At 59.0% G+C, this 249-nt stretch carries 1 protein-coding gene; it reads right to left on the minus strand.

Annotation, left to right across the window (positions count from 1 at the left end; translation table 11 throughout):
* The coding region (locus KZZ06_RS21745) for an ABC transporter permease subunit (RefSeq protein WP_219581992.1) at positions 1-249 on the minus strand (249 nt) is incomplete at both ends.

Here is a 249-nt window from a genome sequence, read left to right on the forward strand (position 1 = left end):
CGCCGACGGTGATGGCTTCAGAAGCAACCACGAAAAACCAACCGCCGGACATGCTCATCATCATGTTCCACACCAGCCCGGGCATGGCGAAGGGCACGTCGAGTTTCCAGAACTTCTGCCAGCCGGAGAGCCGCAGGTTGGTGGACACTTCCACCAGGTCATGGGGCAGCATGCGCAGCGACTGGTAAAAGCTGAACGTCATGTTCCAGGCCTGGCTGGTAAAGATCGCAAAGATCGCCGCGAACTCGG

The sequence above is a fragment of the Sulfitobacter sp. CW3 genome (assembly GCF_019392245.1).
In the GTDB taxonomy this organism is placed as follows: domain Bacteria; phylum Pseudomonadota; class Alphaproteobacteria; order Rhodobacterales; family Rhodobacteraceae; genus Sulfitobacter.